The organism is Mycolicibacterium aromaticivorans JS19b1 = JCM 16368 (assembly GCF_000559085.1).
In the GTDB taxonomy this organism is placed as follows: Bacteria; Actinomycetota; Actinomycetes; order Mycobacteriales; family Mycobacteriaceae; genus Mycobacterium; species Mycobacterium aromaticivorans.
In genome coordinates, this window is the sequence record NZ_JALN02000001.1 from 2168155 (window position 1) to 2184358 (window position 16204).

The window sequence follows — 16204 nt, forward strand, 5'->3', positions numbered from 1 at the left end:
AGCACAGGGAACGTTCGCGCGCCGTGGATGATCTCCGACCTGGAGTTCGACAGGGTCTCGGCAAGCCCGCGGCCGTCGGCTTGCGGGAAGAACGCGGCACCGGCCGACCACGCGATCAACGCCGGACTGGCGAACTGCGGCAGCTTGGCGGCGGCGATGGCATTCTGGAAACAGTGGATTCGCTGTGGCACTTCTGGTGGCTGATCTTCCCGCTGGGCGGGGTGATCGGCGGTGCTGTCCGGTCTGTGGCCGCCGCCAATGAACGGCGAGCCGACCGGCGCATGGAGCGCTACCGCCTCAAGCAGCAGGCCAAGATCGCGGTCGCCGAGGCCGCCGGTCGAAGCCGAAACGCCGACGCGGCATACCGGCGGGAGCTGACGCGAATCACCATCGCGCACAACCGGACCGACGAACGCTGGTTCAGCTACGAGACAGATGTCGCCAAACTGCTCGACTTCCCGATGATGACCGATATGCGCGACCCGCTGACCGTCGCTTTTCACAGGGCACGCCAGCGCGCCGAGCTACTGCGGCCGGAGGACATCGACGATGTGATCGACGATCGCGATGCCCAACTGGAGTATCGCGATGCCGTAGGCGAGTACGTCGCCGCTTTCGACGTCGCCGAGGCCGAGGCCATCCGCCGGCGCCGCAGCGATTTCTCGGTCGACGACCAGCAGCGCCTGAGCCGTGCGCAGCACCTGTTGCACCTCGCCGAGGATGCTGCCGCCACCCCCCAGGAGCGGCGCGTCGCCTACGACAGAGCACGGCGCGAACTCGACGGACTGATCGCGCTGCCCGCGGCCGCCCGGGACGCGATCGAGCGACGCGTGGCAGGTGAGATCGAAGCCTGATACCAGCCCGGGGCCGCTGCTCAGCGCGCCGCGGCGTAGACGGTCACTTAGGCTCACGGAGTGATCAGCGACCGGCAGAACCCCACTCGGACGCAGTCACACTTCCTGTCCTTCCCCGATCTGGCGGCCCGGCCTGCGGGCGGAGCGGTGGTATGGGCCAACGACGACTTGTTCGCCGAGCGAGAGAACCTCATCAACCCCCGGCCGGCGGAATTCCGTCCCGCCACCTTCGGGCACAAGGGCCAGATATACGACGGTTGGGAGACCCGCCGCAGGCGCGGCGCGGGGCCCGACGACCACGACAGCGCGATCATCCGACTCGGGGTGCCCGCCATCATCGCCGGGGTCGTGGTGGACACCGCCTGGTTTACCGGTAATTACCCACCACAGATCTCGGTCGAGGCCGCCTTCGTGGAGGGATATCCGACCGCCGAAGACCTTGCACACCGGACGCAGTGGACCACGATCGTCGAACGCGGAAACGTCAACGGCGATACCCGGAACCCCTTCGAGGCCAGTTCGTCTCGCCGGTGGACGCACGTACGACTGTCCATCTACCCCGACGGTGGAGTGGCCCGGCTGCGAGTACACGGCCAGGGTCTGCTCGACCCGCGGCTCGTCGGCGATATCCCCCTCGACCTCGCCGCCCTGGACAACGGCGCCCGAGTCACGGCCTGCTCCAACATGTTCTATTCATCCCCGAACAACCTGCTGCTGCCCGGCACCGCGCACACGATGGGCGAGGGGTGGGAGACCTCCCGGCGGCGCGACAACGGGAATGACTGGGTGCAGGTGCAGTTGGCCGGTCAGGGGGTAGTCACCGTAGCCGAACTGGACACGTCCTATTTCCTCGGTAACGCCCCCGGCAGCGCCCGCCTGGTCGGCCGCGACGACGGTGGCGACTGGTTCGAGCTGCTGCCCCGTACCGATCTGCAGCCCGATACCCGGCATCGCTTCCTGCTGTCCGGCCAACGCCCCGTGACCGACGCCCGCCTCGAGGTGTATCCCGACGGCGGTATGGCGCGGCTGCGATTGTTCGGCCGGCTCACCGAGACGGGACTGCGCCGGGTCGCCGACAAGTGGGCCGCGGCGTCGTGAGATGAGCTATCCGAGGGACATGGTCGGCTACGGACGCACACCCCCGCATCCGCACTGGCCGGGCGACGCCGCGATCGCGGTGCAATTCGTGCTCAATTACGAAGAGGGCGCTGAAAACAGTGTGCTCGACGGAGATCCGAACTCGGAGACCTTCCTGTCCGAGATGACACCGGCCGAGGCCTTCCCCAACCGGCACATGAGCATGGAGTCGCTCTACGAGTACGGCTCGCGCGCGGGACTGTGGCGGCTGCTCCGGCTTTTCGAGCGCCGCGGTATCCCGCTGACGGTCTTCGCAGTAGCGATGGCCATGCAGCGAAATAGCGAGGCCGTGGCGGCTTTCGGTGAGCTAGGCCATGAGATCGCCTGCCATGGACTGCGATGGAAGTCCTACCAGTCGGTCGACCGGGACACTGAGCGGGCGGACATGGCGCAGGCGGTCGAGATCCTGCGGGATCTCACCGGCGCAGCACCGCTGGGGTGGTACACCGGCCGCGATTCGCCGCACACGCGCGGGCTCGTCGTGGAACACGGCGGCTTCATCTACGACTCCGACTCCTACGCCGACGACCTGCCGTACTGGGTGGAAGTTCACGGCCGCCACCATCTCGTCGTGCCCTACACGCTGGACACCAACGACATGCGATTTGCCTCTGCCGCAGGCTTTTCCAACGGTGATGAGTTCTTCGCCCACCTGCGCGACGCGTTCGACGTGCTCTACGCCGAGGGCTGCGCGGGCGCCCCGAAGATGCTGTCCATCGGGCTGCATTGCCGGCTGGCCGGGCGTCCGGCGCGCACCGCGGCGCTCGAACGGTTCTGTGACCACGTCCAGTCCCACGATCGGGTCTGGATCGCCCGCCGTATCGAGATCGCCGACCACTGGCGCAGGACTCACCCCGCCGGCGGATCACCGGTCCGATAGCGCTTTTTCGGCGGTGTCGCGTACTCGCCCAGCTTGGACGTGCGCAGGCCCATGGTCACCAGCGACTGGACCGTCAGGGTTGCGGCGGTGACCCCGTCTATGACGGGCACACCCAATTCGGCGGAGATCTCGGCACACATGTCCGCCATACCGGCGCATCCCAGCACCACGACATCGGACCCGTCGGCCTCCAGAGCGTCACGGCAGGCCTCGGTGACGACCTTGCGCGCGTTCGGGTCGCTGTCCAGATCGAGTACCGGAATCTCGCAGGCATGGATACCCCGGCAGAACCGTTGCATGCCATAGCGTTCGGCTAGGCGCGCCGACTGGCCGATGGTTCGCGCAAGGGTGGTCACTATGCTGAACCCACTGCCGAGGTGGCTGGCCGTCTGCATCGCGGCCTCCGCGATACCGATGACAGGTCCGGCCGCCACCTCCCGTGCGGCGTCGAGGCCAGGATCACCGAAACAGGCGATCACGTAGCCGTCGACACCCTCCCGTTCACCTCGCCGCACCGCCCGCAGCACGCCAGGAACAGACAGCGCCTCGTCGTAGTGGCTCTCGATCGACTCCGGTCCGATCTCGGAGGTTATTCCGGTGATGGCCACGCCGGATCCGGCCACCGCCCCGGCGCAGTGGGCAATTGTGTCGGTCATGGCTCCGGTGGTGTTGGGATTGATCACCCAGATCCGGGTCACGGAAGCGGGGCGACCGCGAGTTTGGTGCGCGTCGCGAGCACGTAGTAGATGGCCAGCCCCAACCCGCACCCGATGAACCAGCTGTACTGCGCGGCGGTATGCATGCCCGGCACTCCGACAGCCAGCACCGGGACCACCGCGACCAGAGCCGAGACAGCCGTGGCTATCACCGCCGCTGGGTTGTAACCCTTCTTGTACCAATAGGTTCCGTCCTCGGCGAGGGTGAACAGAGCATCGACGTTCACCCTCTGCTTGTGGATCAGGTAGTAGTGGCCGATCAACACGCCGAACAGCGGGCCGATGAACGCACCGAGCGTCTCCAATGTGTAGTGGATGACTTCGGGATTGTTGTAGAGGTTCCACGGCGTGATGAGCACCGAGCCGACGGCGGCGATCATTCCGCCCGCACGCCAGCTGATCCGCTGCGGGCTGACGTTGGAGAAGTCAAAAGCCGGCGAGATGAAGTTTGCGACGATGTTGATACCGATGGTGGCGATGGTGAAGGTCAACGCTCCCAGCACGATTGCGAAGGTGGAGTCGATCTTGGCCACGGTCGCGACAGGATCGGTGATCAGCTCCCCGAAGACCGGCACCGTGAGCGAGGCGGTGACCACCACCAGGATGGAGAAGACCAGGAAGTTCACCGGCAGTCCGAGAAAGTTGCCCCGCTTGACGGCCGCGAACGACTTGCCATAGCGGGCGAAGTCTCCGAAGTTCAGCATCGGGCCCGAGAAGTAAGACACCACCAGGGCGATGGCGCCGAGCATGACCGGCACGGCGTCCAGACCCGTGTACTTCACGTCACCCAGGTTGAGATCGATTGCGCCCCAACCGGCTTTGTAGATCAGATAGCCGCACAGCATGAACATCACCACGTACACCGCGGGACCGCAGAAGTCGATGAACTTGCGGATGGATTCCATCCCACGCCAGAAGACGCAGGCCTGCAGGACCCAGAGCAGCAGGAAACTTCCCCAGCCGAGGAACGGTAGCCCGAGAAATCCGTGCTGGTTGACGTCGGCGTACGGCGCAAGTCCGGGAAAAAGTTTGAGCAGTACGACATCCAGTGCGGCCGAGGCAAGGTAGGTCTGAATCCCGTACCAGGCCACTGCGATCAGACCGCGAATGATGGCGGGGATGTTCGCACCGAGCACGCCGAAGACGCTGCGGCAGATCACCGGATACGGCACGCCGGTGGCCTGGCTGGGCTTGGCCACCAGGTTGCAGAAGATGTTGACGATCACGATGCCGATGAGCAGTGCGATCAGGACCTGCCAACTGGCGAGGCCGAGGGCGAACAGGCTGCCCGCCGTGACGTAACCCCCGACGCTGTGTACATCGGACATCCAAAAGGCGAAGATGTTGTAAGAACTCCAGTGCTGCGTGCGCAGCGGGGCCAAATCCTCGTTGGTCAGACGCGGGTCGTAGCCCGGCTTGATCAATCCGCCGCCAACCGGGTGACCGGCTGCTTCCACGATGTCGCCGGCGCCGACAACGGCGCCGGGCGGCAGGTCTTTCACGCTCTGCGGTGTGTCGATGTCGGTCATTGCCGGACGCTATCGACGGTGCGTTTCCCCGGTATTTCCGGTGAACTACCCGGCTATTGCGCCGAAGATATATCCGCCGGCAGGAACAGCCCGGTGTCCGTCGGCAACGCTGCAATCACGGAATTCAGGCGTTGGGCGTGCAGCCCGGCAACAGTGAGCAGCTGTTCGGAGTCGCAGGCCAGGAACGCGAGCACCATCTCACGGTGGTCGCCATGCAGGGCAGCCCGGGCCGACGGCGCGACATGCACCATGGACTGCACGGGTTCGGTCATGTTCCATGCCGATTCGAGCATGTGCAGCAGACGGAACATGCGCGACGGCCGGCTCAACGAGAGATGGAACTGCCGGCTTTGCCGGTGATAGGTCAACGGATCGTCGTCATCGACGGCCCGCTGCAGGGCGTCGTTCGCCGCGACGATCGCCGCCCGGTCGGCGTCGGTGGCGTTGGCGACGGCGGACACCAACGCCGCTGCCTCCAAAGTCTCACGCACGATGTACATTTCGCGCAGTTCCTGAACCGTGAGCTGTGCGACGGTGTACCCGGAGTTGGACCGGTGCGCGACCAACCCCTCTCCGATCAGCGTCTTGAGCGACTCCCGTACCGGGATCTGGCTCACCCCGAACAGATCCGCCACCTCGGCCAGCGGGATCGGTGTCCCGGGCGCGACGGCGCCGTCAAGGATGACGCGCCTCAATTCGTCGAGAATGGCCTGTTGCGGGCTGCCCGGGTGGTCGACCACCAGCCGATCGAGGAGTGCCGACCGTCGTCGCAGCATCGGGTCACGTTAGGCGCAGTATGTTTCAGCGGTGCTACGGCTGCGGCCTAGCCGGCCGCCCACTGCTTGGCCTGCTCGAGCTCGCCGAGGCCGAACACCGCGACGTCACCGGGCATCAGCCAGCCCACCGCGTGAATGGTGTGGACCACCCACTCCTTGTCGCTGACCACCGCGACCCGTTTGAAATCGCCGTGACGGGTGAACAGCGTGCCCAGGCCGAGCTTGAGATCCTCCACCAGACCGCCGGGGCCGAACCCCTGGTAGTCGGAGTCGATGACTTCGACGATCCGGATGTCGCCACCCACCTTCATCAGGTCGTCCATGGCCGGCTTGAACGCCGTGAGGTCGTCGCCGCTCACCCGGCCCGACACCCGAATGCCCGTCACACCCTCGGGCATGCCGGAAAGGACTTCGATCATCGCTTAAGCGTAGAACCGCGCCCGCTCAGACGGCCGAGATTCGCAGCGTTCGTGGATTCGGTTCAGGGCGGCCCGCGCCCGGTGGACACAGATCGCCGGCGGGTCCGACCGAGATCAGCGCGGTGCGGCCGAGCTTTTCCGGCGTTTGTCGACCACCCGGGTCTTGATCAGGCTGGCGACCATGGTCAGGAACAGCGTCAGGATGATGACCGCCAGGCTCAGCAGCGTCGGGATCTGCGGGACGTGTAAGCCGGCACCCCCGTTGATGAACGGCAACTCGTTCTCGTGCAGCGCATGCAGGACGAGCTTGACCCCGATGAAGAACAGGATGAAGGCCAGGCCCTGCGACAGATAGACCAGGCGGTTGAGCAGATCACCCAGCAGGAAGTACAGCTGGCGCAATCCCATCAGCGCGAACAGGTTCGCGGTGAAGACGATGTAGGGCTCGCGGGTCAGGCCGTAGATCGCCGGAATCGAGTCCAGCGCGAACAGCAGATCGGTGGTCCCCAACGCGACGATGACCAGAAACATCGGGGTCATCAGACGCTTGCCGCCCTCTTTGAGATAGAGCTTCAAGCCGTCCCATCTGTCGGTGGTCGGCACGTATTTGCGGGCCAGGCGCACCACGGTGTTCTCGGCATCGTCGTCGTGCTGGGTGTCACGAGCCAGCCGGATCGCGGTGTACACCAGGAACGCGCCGAAAATGTAGAAAATCCACGAAAACTGTTGAATGGCAACCGCACCCAGCGCGATGAAGATGCCGCGGAAGATCAGCGCCAGCACGATGCCGATCAGAAGCGCCTCTTGCTGATAGATCTTGGGCACCTTGAAGCTGGCCATGATGATGATGAAGATGAACAGGTTGTCCACCGACAGGCTGTACTCGGTGAGCCAGCCCGCGTAGAACTCCAGGCCGAACTGGCCACCGTGGAAATTCCACACCCACAGGCCGAACGCGATGGCCAGGCCGATGTAGAACGACAGATAGATGCCGCACTCACGCATCGTCGGTTCGTGCGGGCGCCGCGCGATGAAGATCACGTCGAACAGCAGCACCGCGACCGTCACGCCGATGGTGATGAACCATTCGAGCGGTGTCACATTCATAGAAGACCTCCGGGCGTCACAAAACGTCCGAGGTCTCTTCCGCCGAGCAAAGCCCGGCCCGCGGCACCGGACGACCGACGTTGGCCGCCGTGGTGACGACACCGCGACGAAGGAATACTCCCCTCTGCCAGCAGTCTGTCAGGTCGGCGCACCCAGCAGCAAACCGAACGAAGGATCGCCTCGGTCACCGGCCGCGTCCGGCACCGCGATGTCAACGAGGCGGCCTAGGATCCTCGTCGTGGCGACGCCGGAAATTCCCCCGCAATACCTGTTGTCGGAGCAGGCACCGCCCCCGCGCACCCTCATCGACATCCTCTACGACACCGCCAATCGGTACCCCGAGGCCGCCGCCATCGACGACGGCACGGTGCAGTTGACTTACGCCGAGCTGATCGCCGATATCGAGGAGAGCGTCGAATGGCTGGCCGCCCGCGGCATCGGCCGCGGCGACCGGATCGGCATCCGGATGCCGTCCGGCAGTTACGCCCTCTACGTCGCGATCCTGTCCACGCTGGCCGCCGGGGCCGCCTACGTCCCGGTCGACGCCGACGACCCCGATGAGCGCGCCGAGCTGGTGTTCAACGAGGCCGGCGTGGTCGCCGTCATCACCGAGGCCGGCCTGACCCGCGGGCCGGGTTCGTCGCGCGGATGGCGGGCGACGGCCCCACTGGGTCGCGACGACGCGTGGATCATCTTCACCTCCGGATCCACCGGAACCCCCAAAGGTGTCGCAGTCACCCACCGCAACGCGGCGGCGTTCGTCGACGCCGAGGCGCGAATGTTCCTGCAGAGCAATCCGATCGGACCCGCTGACCGAGTGCTGGCCGGTTTGTCGGTGGCGTTCGACGCCTCCTGTGAGGAGATGTGGCTGGCCTGGCGGTACGGCGCATGTCTGGTGCCTGCGCCCCGCGCCCTGGTGCGCAGCGGCATGGACCTCGGGCCGTGGCTGGTGGCGCGGGACATCACGGTGGTGTCCACGGTGCCGACGCTGGCGTCGCTGTGGCCGGCCGAGGCGCTGGAAGCGGTGCGGCTGCTGATCTTCGGCGGTGAAGCCTGCCCGCCCGAGTTGGCCGAACGGCTCGCGGTCGAAGGCCGCGAGGTGTGGAACACCTACGGCCCGACGGAGGCAACCGTGGTGGCCAGCGCCGCCCGCCTCGACGGCCGCGGCCCGGTCAGCATCGGGCGCCCGCTACCGGGCTGGGACCTGGCGGTGGTCGACGCCACCGGCGCCCCCGTCGCTCTCGGCGAGGTGGGCGAGCTGGTGATCGGCGGGGTCGGCCTGGCCCGCTACCTGGATCCGGAGAAAGACGCCGAGAAGTACGCGCCGATGCCGTCGCTGGAGTGGGCGCGGGCCTACCGCAGCGGCGACCTCGTCCGGCTGGAAACCGACGGACTGTATTTTCAGGGTCGCGCCGACGATCAGGTCAAGGTCGGCGGACGCCGCATCGAACTCGGCGAGGTCGACTCGGCGTTGGTGAACCTGCCCGGCGTCAGCGGCGCCGCAGCAGCGGTGCGGCGCACCGCCAGCGGCACTCCGATGCTCGTCGGCTACATCGCCAGCGCCAATCCCGATTTCGACCTCTCAGCGGCCCGGACCCACCTGGCCGAGGCCCTGCCCGCCGCGCTGGTGCCGCGCCTGGTGCTGCTCGACGAGCTGCCGACCCGGACCTCGGGCAAGGTCGATCGCAACGCGCTGCCCTGGCCGCCGCCGGGCTATCAGGACTCCGAACCCGACCTGGGCGGCACCATGGGCTGGCTGGCCGGGTTGTGGCGCGACGTCCTTGGCGCCGTCGTGGACGGCCCGGAGGCGGACTTCTTCGCGCTCGGCGGCGGCTCGCTGTCGGCGGCTCAGCTGGTGGCCGCGCTGCGCGAGCGCTACCCGCAGCTGACCGTCGCCCAGCTCTACGACCACCCCCGGCTGGGGTCGCTGGCCGAATTCCTCGACGAGCAGAAGCCGGCGGCCGCGGTCACCCCACGCCACGTCACGCCCACGCCGGTGACGACGCAGGCGGCCCAGGTGCTGTTGTCGGTGCCGCTGGCCACGCTGACCGGGCTGCAATGGGTGACGTGGCTGGCGCTGATCAACAACGTCGCCGCCGCGGTGCATCCGCTGCCCTGGCTTTCACCGGTCAACTGGTGGCTGGTGGCGGTGGCCTTTGTCCTGTTCATCACCCCGATCGGCCGGATGGGCATCGCTGTGCTGGGCGCGCGAACCCTGCTGTCCGGACTGGAGCCGGGCACCTATCGGCGGGGCGGATCCGAACATTTGCGGGTGTGGCTGGCCGAACGGCTGGCCGACGCCAGCGGCGCCGAGAACCTCGCGGGTGCGCCGTGGCTGGTGTACTACGCACGAGCGCTGGGTAACAAGATCGGGAAAGGCGTGGATCTGCATTCGGCGCCCCCGGTGACCGGCATGCTCACGCTCGGCCACCGGGTTTCCATCGAACCGGAGGTCGACCTGACCGGGCATTGGATCGACGGCGACCTTTTCCACGTCGGCCCGATCAGCGTCGGCAACGACGCCAGCATCGGGGCACGCACCACGCTGTTCCCGGGTGCCGTCGTCGGGAAGAACGCCGACGTCGCGCCCGGCTCGGGCGTGGTCGGCAAGGTGAAGAACGGCCAGTACTGGAAGGGTTCGCCGGCGGTGAAGTCCGGCAAGGCCCGCCATCCGTGGCCGGAGCACCGGCCGCCGCGCGCCGCCCTGTGGGTGGCCGTCTACGGGGTGACGTCCATGCTCCTCGGCGCGGTGCCACTGCTGGCGCTGGCGATCGGATTGGGTGTGCTGGTCTGGCCGGCTCGGCGCAGTGCGACGCTGGATTCGGCCCTGGCCGCGGCGGCGCCGTGGATTCCGGTGGCCGCGCTGGTCGCACTGGTGGTGTACGCAGCCTTCACAGTCGTGGCTGTGCGGATTCTCGCGATCGGGCTGCGCGAGGGCTATCACCCGGTGCGCAGCCGGGTGGGCTGGCAGTTGTGGACCACCGAACGGCTGATGGACGCCGCCCGCAACTATCTGTTCCCCGTCTACGCCAGCCTGCTCACCCCGTGGTGGCTGCGGGCGCTCGGGGCGAAAGTGGGCCGCAACACCGAGATTTCGACCGCATTGCTGACCCCGAAGTTCACTGTCGTCGAGGACGGCGCATTTCTGGCCGACGACACGATGGTGGCCTCCTACGAATTGGGCGGCGGCTGGATCCATGTCGCCAAGGCCACCGTCGGCAAGCGCGCCTTCCTCGGCAACTCCGGTATCACCCAGCCGGGCCGGCGCGTGCCCGACGACGGCCTGGTGGCAGTGCTTTCGGCCGCACCGCACAAGGCGAAAGCCGGTTCGTCGTGGCTGGGGAGTCCGCCGATCCGGTTGCGTCGACGCGCCGACGAAGGCGACGCTTCACTGACGTTCAGCCCGCCGATGCGATTGAAGGTGATGCGCGCCGCGGTCGAGACCTGCCGACTGTTCCCGGTGATGGTCACCTTCGCGATCGGGGTTGCGGTTCTGGCAGCGCTGCAGGCCTTGGCGCTCGAATTCGGCTACGGTTGGGCCGCGCTGGCCGGTGGCGTCGTACTGCTGATTGCGGGCGCAGTCGCGGGCGGGATCGCGGTGGCTGCCAAATGGCTTGTGGTGGGACATATTCCGGCTGACGAGCAGCCCCTGTGGTCGTCGTTCGTGTGGCGTAACGAGGTGTCGGACACGTTCGTGGAGACGGTGGCGGCTCCGTGGTTCGCCCGCGCCGCCAGCGGCACCCCCGTGATGAACCTCTGGCTGCGGGCGCTTGGGGCCAAGATCGGCCGGGGCGTCTGGTGTGAGACGTACTGGCTCCCGGAAGCCGACCTGGTGACACTGCAGCGCGCCAGCACCGTCAACCGCGGCTGCGTGGTGCAGACCCATCTGTTCCATGATCGGATCATGCGCATGGACACCGTCGTGCTCGACGAGGGCGCCACGCTCGGACCGCACTGCGTGGCGTTGCCCGCCGCCAAGCTCGGCGCCGGCGCCACCGTCGGTCCGGCATCGCTGGTGATGCGCGGCGACGAGGTGCCGCCGTCGACCCGTTGGCAGGGTAATCCGATTGCCCCGTGGCTCGTTTCGAGGAAGAAGACCCGCGACGACGGCGCCTCACGCAAAGCCGAGGACAGCGCCGCGTGAAACAGCCCGCCAAGAAGGCCGCCAAGAAAGGCGGCCCACCGGTCATCGATCCGTATCTGCCGAACAACGGCAACTTCGGCTATCGGGTGTCACGCTACGAACTGGACCTGGAGTACAAGGTCGCGATCAACCGGCTGACCGGTACCGCCACCATCACCGCGGCGACGCTGGCGTCATTGAAGACGTTCACCCTGGATCTGTCCGCCGCCCTGTCGGTGTCGAAGGTGACGGTCAACGGCCGCAGACCGTCGAACTTCTCCGCGTCCAATGGCAAGCTGCACATCACCCTGTCCACTCCGTTGCCCGCCGGTGCGGCGATGTCGATCAACGTGCGCTACGGCGGCAACCCCCGGCCGATCCGAAGTTATTGGGGTGAAGTCGGTTTCGAGGAGTTGTCCAACGGCGCGCTGGTGGCCGGCCAGCCGAACGGCGCGGCGTCGTGGTTCCCGTGCGACGACCACCCCAGCGCCAAGGCCAGCTACCGAATCCAGATCAGCACCGACAGCCCCTACCGTGCGGTGGCCAACGGAGAACTGGTCTCGCGGCGGGTCCGGGCCGCCCAGACGGTGTGGACCTACGAACAGCCGGAGCCGACGTCCACCTATCTGATCACCTTGCAGATCGGCATGTACGGCGCCCACAAGCTGCCCAAATCCCAGGTGCCGATGCAGGCGGTGTTGCCGGACCGGCTGCGTCCCGAGTTCGACCAGGACTTCGGCCGTCAGCCGCAGATGATGAAGCTGTTCGTCAAGCTGTTCGGCCCGTACCCGCTGAGCAACGGCTACACCGTTGTGGTGACCGATGACGATCTGGAGATACCGCTTGAAGCACAAGGTATCTCGATCTTCGGTGCCAACCACTGTGACGGCAAGCGCGGCGCCGAACGGCTGATCGCCCACGAGCTGGCCCATCAGTGGTTCGGCAACAGCGTGACCGCGCGGCGCTGGCGCGACATCTGGTTGCACGAGGGATTCGCCTGCTACGCCGAATGGCTGTGGTCGGAGAACTCCGGCGGACGCTCCGCCGATCAGTGGGCCCGCCACTATCACGCCAAGCTGGCGTCCTCGCCGCAGAACCTGTTGCTGGCCGATCCCGGGCCGCGGGACATGTTCGACGACCGGGTATACAAGCGCGGTGCGCTCACATTGCACGTGCTGCGCGGCACCCTCGGCGACGAGAAGTTCTTTGCGCTGCTGCGTGATTGGACCAGCCGCCACCAGCACAGCACGGTGGTGACCGACGACTTCACCGGTCTTGCCGCCAACTACGCCGAGGTCTCGCTGCGTCCACTGTGGGATGCCTGGCTGTATTCCACCGAGGTGCCGCGGCTGTGACCGACGCGGGCGCCTCGTTCGAGGCGCTGAGCGCCACCGGTGCTGACCAGATCAGCGGCACCGGGGCGATCACCCGCAGCAGTGTGGCCAGAGTCGGTGCGGCCACGGCGATCTCGGCGGTGTGCGGATACGCGGTCCTCTACCTGGCCGCCCGCGCGCTGGATCCGGCCGGCTTCTCGGTGTTCGGGGTGTTCTGGGGTGCGTTCGGTTTGGTCGGCGGCGCGGCGTACGGACTGCTGCAGGAGGCCACCCGGGAAGTCCGCTCCGCGGGTTATGTCGAGATCGCCGAGGGACCCCGAACGCACCCGATGCGGATCGCGACGGCGGTCGGGGTGGTGTCCGCTCTCGTCATGGCGGGCACCTCGTTCCTCTGGGCGCCGCACGTGTTCAGCGTGTCGCGGCCGCTATCGGTGGCGCTGCTGAGCGTCGGTCTTGCCGGATTCTGCATTCACGCAACACTTTTAGGCCTGCTCGCCGGTACCGGCCGCTGGGGTGGTTACGGGGCGTTGATGGTCACTGACGCCATCATGCGGGTGGTGGTCGCGGTGGCGGCCTTCGCGGTGGGCTGGGGGTTGGACGGCTTCTTGTGGGCGACCGTCGCCGGTGCGATCGGATGGCTGCTGCTGCTGTCGGTGTCACCGGGCGCGCGGACCGCGGCCGGGCTGCGCACTCCCGGCAGTACCGCCACCTTTCTGCGCGGAGCCGGACACTCGATCGCCGCCGCCGGCGCCAGCGCCATCCTCGTCATGGGCTTCCCGGTGCTGCTGAAGGCGACCTCCGGCGGTGACCTCGGAGCGGCCGGCGGCGTGGTGATCCTGGCGGTGACGCTGACCCGCGCGCCCCTGCTGGTTCCGCTCACCGCGATGCAGGGCAACCTGATCGCACACTTCGTCGACCACCGCGGCCACCGGCTCAGGTCGTTGATCGCGCCCGCGGCGGTGGTGCTGGTGATCGGTGCCGTCGGGGTCGTGGCCGCCGGACTGCTCGGGCCGTGGCTGATCCGAGTCGCGTTCGGCGACGAGTACGGCCCGGGCGGCCTCCTGCTGGCCTGGCTGACCGCCGGCGCGGTGGCGATCGCACTGTTGACCGTGACCGGGGCCGCGACCGTCGCCGCCGGCCTGCACCGGGCCTACTCGATCGGCTGGGTCGGGGCCACCGTCGTCTCCGCGGCCCTGTTGAGCCTTCCCATGGGCCTGACCGATCGCACCGTCGTGGCCCTGCTGTGCGGGCCGCTGGTCGGCATCGTCGTCCACCTTGCCGCGCTGGGCCGCGCCGCGCGCTGAAACCGCAGTTGTCGGCGTGTACCTTGTGGACATCGACACGTCCTACCCCGACGCCTGGATCATCGTGCCGGCGTTCAACGAGGCGCAGGTCATCGCCGACGTCATCGCGGACCTGCGCCAAGTCTTCGACCACGTGGTCTGCGTCGACGACGGAAGCAAGGACGACACCGCCGACATCGCCTGGCGGGCGGGCGCACACGTGGTCCGCCACCCCGTGAATCTCGGGCAGGGTGCGGCCATCCAGACCGGGGTCGAATACGCCCGCCGCCAGCCCGGCGCAGCGGTGTTCGTCACCTTCGACGCCGACGGCCAGCACCGCGTGAAGGACGTCCTCGCCATGATGGAGCGGCTGTCCAAAGGCGACGTCGACATCGTGATCGGCACCCGTTTCGCCGGCACCACCGTCAGCCACACCCCGCCCCTCAAGCGGGTGATCCTGCGCGCGGCGGCCGTGCTGAGCCCCAGCAGCCACCGGCTGCATCTGACCGACTCGCACAATGGGCTGCGCGTGTTCAACAAGACCGTGGCCGACAACCTCAATCTGACGATGAACGGGATGAGCCACGCCGGAGAATTCATCACCCTGATCGCCGAAAATCATTGGCGAGTAACCGAAGAGCCGGTCGAGATTCTCTACACGGACTACTCGATGTCCAAGGGTCAGCCGCTGCTCAACGGGGTGAACATCGTCTTCGACGGGTTTCTGCGCGGAAGGATGCGCCGATGAACTGGATCCAGGTCCTGCTGATCGCAGCGGTGATCGCACTGCTGGTGTACCTGCTCCGGTCCCGCACCAACGCCAAGGCCAAGGCGTGGGTCAAGGTCGGCTACGTGCTGTTCGTGGTGCTGGCGATCTACGCCATCCTTCGCCCGGATGACACCACGGTGCTGGCCAACTTCCTGGGGGTTCGCCGTGGCGCGGACCTGATCACCTATGCGCTGATCATCGCGTTCGTGTTCACCACGTTGAGCACGTATCTGCGATTCAAGGAACTCGAACTGAAGTACGCCCGCCTGGCCCGCGCGGTAGCCCTGGAGGGCGCACGCACCCCGGAACACTAACCGCGGAAGTAGTCCACGGTGCGGGCGATGCCTTCGTCGAGGCGCACCCGCGGCTGCCAGCCCAGCACCATCTCGGCTTTTCGGACGTCCAGGCACGACCGCTTCACGTCGCCGAGCCGCGCCGGAGCCAACTCCGGATCGTCGGCCACTCCGATCACCTTGGCCACCACCGAGTGCAGGTGCCGGTCACTGGTCTCCACACCGGTACCGATGTTGAACCGCTGGCCGCACCCGCCGGTCCCTGCGGCCCGGACGAAGGCGTCGACGACGTCGTCGACGAAGACGTAGTCGCGGGTGTTGGAGCCGTCGCCGTAGACCCGCGTTGGCAGGCCGGCCAGCAGCGCGTTGACGAAGATCGCGACGACGCCGGCCTCGCCGTGCGGGTCTTGGCGCGGGCCATAGACATTCGCCGGCGCGATGAACGAGCAGTCCACGCCGTAGAGGTGACGGAAGGTGTTGAGGTAGAGCTCGCCGGCCACCTTGCTGGCCGCGTAGGGCGACGCCGGGTCGACCGGGGCGGTTTCGTTGGTGGGAAAGTTCGTCGGCACGCCGTAGATAGATCCGCCTGAGGAGGCGTGGACGACCTTGCGGACGCCGGACCGCCTGGCCGCCTCGGCCAGCCGGACCGTGCCGACGACGTTGACCGCCGCGTCGAATTCCGGCTCCTCCACCGAGCGGCGCACGTCGATCTGGGCGGCCAGGTGGTGGACGACCTCGGGCTTGTGCTTCTCGAACAGCCCGATCAGGTCCGCGCTCGCGATGTCGGCCTCGACGAACTCGAACCTGCCGTTGATGCTCGCCGCCGCCAGGTTCGCGCTGCGGCCCCGACTCAGATCGTCGAGCCCGATGACGGTGTACCCGTCGGCGAGCAGGCGATCGACCAGCGTTGAACCGATGAAGCCGGCCGCGCCCGTGACCAGTACCTGCATGTCGGTCACCCTACCGACAGGTGAGTACAGTCGA

Annotated in this window: 14 protein-coding genes; 8 read left to right on the plus strand and 6 right to left on the minus strand. The window is 67.2% G+C overall.

Features of this window, described 5'->3' with window-relative positions:
* The first annotated feature begins 173 nt into the window (after nucleotides 1-173).
* The 3 genes from Y900_RS10565 to puuE all read left to right on the plus strand — a co-directional run bounded on the left by Y900_RS10565 (nucleotide 174) and on the right by puuE (nucleotide 2871).
* Nucleotides 174-854, plus strand: a complete 681-nt coding sequence (locus Y900_RS10565) for a hypothetical protein (RefSeq protein WP_051660356.1) — start codon at nucleotides 174-176, stop codon at nucleotides 852-854.
* Nucleotides 855-917: 63 nt separating this feature from the next.
* Nucleotides 918-1952, plus strand: a complete 1035-nt coding sequence (gene alc / locus Y900_RS10570; RefSeq protein WP_036346395.1) for an allantoicase — start codon at nucleotides 918-920, stop codon at nucleotides 1950-1952.
* Nucleotide 1953: 1 nt separating this feature from the next.
* The gene (gene puuE / locus Y900_RS10575; RefSeq protein ID WP_036341803.1) at nucleotides 1954-2871 is read left to right on the plus strand and encodes an allantoinase PuuE; all 918 of its coding nucleotides are present in this window, start codon (nucleotides 1954-1956) and stop codon (nucleotides 2869-2871) included.
* Here puuE and Y900_RS10580 read toward each other — a convergent pair.
* The 5 genes from Y900_RS10580 to Y900_RS10600 all read right to left on the minus strand — a co-directional run bounded on the left by Y900_RS10580 (nucleotide 2841) and on the right by Y900_RS10600 (nucleotide 7418).
* A complete protein-coding gene (locus tag Y900_RS10580) occupies nucleotides 2841-3569 on the minus strand; it encodes an aspartate/glutamate racemase family protein (RefSeq protein ID WP_036341804.1) in 729 nt (242 codons plus the stop codon). The genes puuE and Y900_RS10580 overlap by 31 nt on opposite strands.
* A complete protein-coding gene (locus Y900_RS10585; protein WP_036341805.1) occupies nucleotides 3566-5116 on the minus strand; it encodes an NCS1 family nucleobase:cation symporter-1 in 1551 nt (516 codons plus the stop codon). The genes Y900_RS10580 and Y900_RS10585 overlap by 4 nt, the downstream gene beginning before the upstream one ends.
* A gap of 53 nt (nucleotides 5117-5169) precedes the next feature.
* Entirely contained in the window at nucleotides 5170-5892 is a 723-nt protein-coding gene (locus tag Y900_RS10590; protein ID WP_109751049.1) for a GntR family transcriptional regulator, read from the minus strand.
* A gap of 47 nt (nucleotides 5893-5939) precedes the next feature.
* On the minus strand, nucleotides 5940-6311 hold the full coding sequence (locus Y900_RS10595) for a SpoIIAA family protein (RefSeq protein ID WP_036341806.1): 372 nt from the start codon (nucleotides 6309-6311) through the stop codon (nucleotides 5940-5942).
* A 114-nt stretch (nucleotides 6312-6425) separates the two neighbouring features.
* The gene (locus tag Y900_RS10600; RefSeq protein ID WP_036341807.1) at nucleotides 6426-7418 is read right to left on the minus strand and encodes a TerC family protein; all 993 of its coding nucleotides are present in this window, start codon (nucleotides 7416-7418) and stop codon (nucleotides 6426-6428) included.
* A gap of 208 nt (nucleotides 7419-7626) precedes the next feature.
* Between Y900_RS10600 and Y900_RS10605 the strand changes: the two genes are divergently transcribed.
* From Y900_RS10605 to Y900_RS10625, 5 genes are read left to right on the plus strand one after another with little or no spacing between them, the layout of a single operon-like run.
* Nucleotides 7627-11562: a Pls/PosA family non-ribosomal peptide synthetase gene (locus tag Y900_RS10605; RefSeq protein ID WP_081845063.1), complete on the plus strand. Its 3936-nt coding sequence runs from the start codon at nucleotides 7627-7629 to the stop codon at nucleotides 11560-11562.
* Nucleotides 11559-12896: a M1 family metallopeptidase gene (locus Y900_RS10610; protein ID WP_036341808.1), complete on the plus strand. Its 1338-nt coding sequence runs from the start codon at nucleotides 11559-11561 to the stop codon at nucleotides 12894-12896. Before Y900_RS10605 ends, Y900_RS10610 begins: the two co-directional genes overlap by 4 nt.
* Nucleotides 12893-14179 (plus strand): lipopolysaccharide biosynthesis protein, encoded by a 1287-nt coding sequence (locus tag Y900_RS10615; protein ID WP_420329754.1) that lies wholly within the window; start codon nucleotides 12893-12895, stop codon nucleotides 14177-14179. The genes Y900_RS10610 and Y900_RS10615 overlap by 4 nt, the downstream gene beginning before the upstream one ends.
* A gap of 25 nt (nucleotides 14180-14204) precedes the next feature.
* Entirely contained in the window at nucleotides 14205-14906 is a 702-nt protein-coding gene (locus Y900_RS10620; RefSeq protein WP_036346405.1) for a polyprenyl-phospho-N-acetylgalactosaminyl synthase PpgS, read from the plus strand.
* Nucleotides 14903-15241 (plus strand): DUF2304 domain-containing protein, encoded by a 339-nt coding sequence (locus Y900_RS10625; protein ID WP_036341809.1) that lies wholly within the window; start codon nucleotides 14903-14905, stop codon nucleotides 15239-15241. Before Y900_RS10620 ends, Y900_RS10625 begins: the two co-directional genes overlap by 4 nt.
* Here the strand turns inward: Y900_RS10625 and Y900_RS10630 are convergent.
* Complete coding sequence (locus Y900_RS10630) at nucleotides 15238-16170, minus strand: NAD-dependent epimerase/dehydratase family protein (protein WP_036346407.1); 933 nt, start codon at nucleotides 16168-16170, stop codon at nucleotides 15238-15240. The genes Y900_RS10625 and Y900_RS10630 overlap by 4 nt on opposite strands.
* Nucleotides 16171-16204: the final 34 nt, after the last annotated feature.

What these genes read in the sequence shown, in the direction of transcription:
- puuE (WP_036341803.1), top strand. Translation starts at nt 1,954, where the DNA reads ATGAGCTATCCGAGGGACATGGTCGGCTACGGACGCACACCCCCGCAT.
- Y900_RS10585 (WP_036341805.1), bottom strand. Translation starts at nt 5,116, where the DNA reads ATGACCGACATCGACACACCGCAGAGCGTGAAAGACCTGCCGCCCGGC.
- Y900_RS10590 (WP_109751049.1), bottom strand. Translation starts at nt 5,892, where the DNA reads ATGCTGCGACGACGGTCGGCACTCCTCGATCGGCTGGTGGTCGACCAC.
- Y900_RS10595 (WP_036341806.1), bottom strand. Translation starts at nt 6,311, where the DNA reads ATGATCGAAGTCCTTTCCGGCATGCCCGAGGGTGTGACGGGCATTCGG.
- Y900_RS10600 (WP_036341807.1), bottom strand. Translation starts at nt 7,418, where the DNA reads ATGAATGTGACACCGCTCGAATGGTTCATCACCATCGGCGTGACGGTC.
- Y900_RS10605 (WP_081845063.1), top strand. Translation starts at nt 7,627, where the DNA reads ATGTCAACGAGGCGGCCTAGGATCCTCGTCGTGGCGACGCCGGAAATT.
- Y900_RS10625 (WP_036341809.1), top strand. Translation starts at nt 14,903, where the DNA reads ATGAACTGGATCCAGGTCCTGCTGATCGCAGCGGTGATCGCACTGCTG.
- Y900_RS10630 (WP_036346407.1), bottom strand. Translation starts at nt 16,170, where the DNA reads ATGCAGGTACTGGTCACGGGCGCGGCCGGCTTCATCGGTTCAACGCTG.